The sequence below is a fragment of the Micromonospora sp. WMMD736 genome (assembly GCF_049179015.1).
Lineage (GTDB): Bacteria > Actinomycetota > Actinomycetes > Mycobacteriales > Micromonosporaceae > Micromonospora.
The window spans coordinates 1-2,603 of record NZ_JBMHMI010000032.1; the positions used below are offsets into that span (position 1 = coordinate 1).

At 60.8% G+C, this 2,603-nt stretch carries 3 protein-coding genes; all 3 read right to left on the bottom strand.

All coding sequences use genetic code 11. The features are described from left to right. Positions 1-938 (bottom strand): glycosyltransferase (locus ACN269_RS33040; RefSeq protein ID WP_421477008.1); only part of this gene is annotated, 938 nt, incomplete at its 3' end. Between the two features lie 43 nt (positions 939-981). Next, a complete protein-coding gene (locus tag ACN269_RS33045) occupies positions 982-1,740 on the bottom strand; it encodes a class I SAM-dependent methyltransferase (RefSeq protein WP_421477010.1) in 759 nt (252 codons plus the stop codon). A gap of 329 nt (positions 1,741-2,069) precedes the next feature. Then, on the bottom strand, positions 2,070-2,603 hold a 534-nt coding region (locus ACN269_RS33050; protein WP_421477012.1), incomplete at its 5' end, for a TylF/MycF/NovP-related O-methyltransferase.

Consider the following 2,603-nt stretch of genomic DNA (forward strand, 5'->3'; position numbering starts at 1 on the left):
GTCGCATAGTTCATGGTGCCGACGACTTTGACATGTTCCGGGTGCGAAACGTTGCTGAAATCGGTTCCGGCCGCGCCGATCAATGCCCGCTCACCCAACCGCGCGCAGGCCGCGCTGATCATCGCGATCGTGTCGGCCGGAGATTCGACCGGGATGCTGCCGAACCCGAAGAAGATCGGCGGCGTTCCCTCCGCGATCCACGACGCGATCTCCTGATCCGAATCGGTGGCCAGTTCCAGCGTCAACGTCCCGACAAAGGGCCGCTGCCAACGGTATTCCGCCCATTCGGCTGCCAACCCGGGGAAGCAGGCCTCATCGTAGGCCTGAATCTCCAGCGATCCGCGTTCGGTGATCCGTCGCGGCGCGGAGCCCGTCGATCTCGGCAGGCCCAACTCTCGCCGCTGCGTATCCTCGACCTTCTTCGTCCCCCGCCAAGACACCCACCAGAACGCCGCCACCGCAGCGCGACGCATTCGTGCGGGCAGGAACGTGAGGATCTGAGCGTTGGGTCGCAGCGGGAAGTAGTGCAAGGTGGCCAACGGAATGTCGTAGTGCTCCGCGACATTCGCGGCGGCATCCTCGAAATTGATGCCGGTAAAAATCAGGTCGGCGCCGTCGGACAGCGACATAAGCGTCGTGCTCATCTCCTGCCAACCCCGCAGCAGCGGTCCGGCTATCTCGACCCGCGAGTCGATCAGTTGCCGGAGTTTCCAGGGGTTGCGGAAGAAACAGGTCCAGAACTCGCGGTGCGCATCCAGAATGGCCCGCGAGTTCGGGCCGAAGGCGACCGCCTTCGGCCCGGCCGCTTCGGTAAAGCCGACCAGATCTGGCGGTACGGCCATGGTTACGTCATGCCCTCGTCCAACCAGTTCACGGCCGACAGCAAGGCTGGGTTCGATGTCGCCACGACTGCCCCAGGTCGCCAGCACAAACTTCATCGCAGGTACTTGACCCTTTCCCGATGCGCTTCGCCGAATGCCTTCAGTTACGGGGAGATCCAGCGCTCTCTTTGAGGAACTCGCCGAGATAGCGAGGCGACTTCAGGTTCAGCAGGCGCTTGCGGTCAGCCTTGAGGTCTGCGTATGTGAGCGCCTCCACCTGCTCCACCGTGTACGGCAGTGTCGACTCCGGGGTTCCCTTGCGAACGAACCCGACGCCCTGATCGCACTTGAATACACCGACCAGCAAGTCGGGACGGGTGCTACGTAGGTGGACGATCGCCTTCCAGACATCGCCGTTCCAGATCCCGATCTGCAGCGGTCCTTTTTGCGAAGCCATGAACGCCTCCCACGACTCGGCACGGCGGCCGGCCAATTCGAAGGGTGGGTTGCAGTCGTGCAAGAAGATCACGCCGTCGTCCCGCAGGTAGCGCAGGGTCTTCTCGACATCGCGCACCACCTGCTCGTAGGTGTGCAACCCATCGATGAGGGCGACGTCGATGGGATGTTTCGCCAGGAACTCCGCCTCGTTATCGAAGAAGGCGTCGCTGGTCGTCTCGAAGTAGTGCACCTCGCGTCCGGTTGCGTCGGCTTGCTCACGGGTACGCGGCGCCAGCCTGAACGCCGGATCGACGGCGATCTTGACGTCAGCACTAATGCGCTGGAACGCCTGGCCTTTTGACACACCAATTTCCAGGTAGACCGGATTCGACCGGCTCGCGAGGGCTCGGTGGACGGCCCTGATCCGATTCATCCCTGGCAGCGCATCGACGACCCGCACCAGTCCGTCGTTAATGCCCACGCAACGATCCTCTCCACTCTCAAGGTGCTTCTGACAACGGGGAGTTCCGCCTGCCAAAATCCGATTCGGTTCCGTTCGCACCGGGGTGCCACTCTGAACAGACTCGTTCAACTACAACGAACAATCCCAGTCCAACGGGCAATTCTCGGTCGGTGGATCGGGGTTAGAGCCACACCATAGTTGTTGACCGAACGGATGTCCTCGGCTTTGCTAAAACGATCCGAACACCATCGGCTGACTCCATGGCCGGTCGCCGGCGAGGTCGCCCACGTCTTCGTGTTGGCCAAGACGACGAACGTCGGCGTCTCGATCTTCGGCACTTGACCAGATCATCCGTTCTGCTGTGCGCTCTGCCTGGATCGGTCCAGCTCACCTAGACCGGTTATCTCCAGGCTCACTGACTTTCGCTGTCCAGCGGCACCGAGCATGAACGCGATGTCGCCGATCGGTGCGCCCAGCCAGAATCGCCAGAACCGCTTGTCGAAGAACGCCCAAGCGTAGGCACCGCCTCCGATGGACCAATACACCGCGATGGCAACCAGGTAGTGCATCAGGCGCTTCCAGCGCGAGGTGACCATCTCGAGGTTCATCTCCATCATTTCAAGTCCCCAAGCCCGGTAACGCCATTCGAGCTTGTACCGGTTCTGAAATTCGTAGAACGCCTGCATTTCGGCATTCGTCACCAGATATTCATCAAAGACAAGAATCGAACCCTCGACGAAGTGATCCTTGCAGGTTTCCAGGGCATGAAGGCAACTCTCATAGGTATCCAAATCCATATGAAAAAGCCTGATCGGTGCCGTCGGTCGATCGGACAGGAACGGAGCCAAAGTGTCGTAGGTGCTTCCCTTGACGAACTGCAC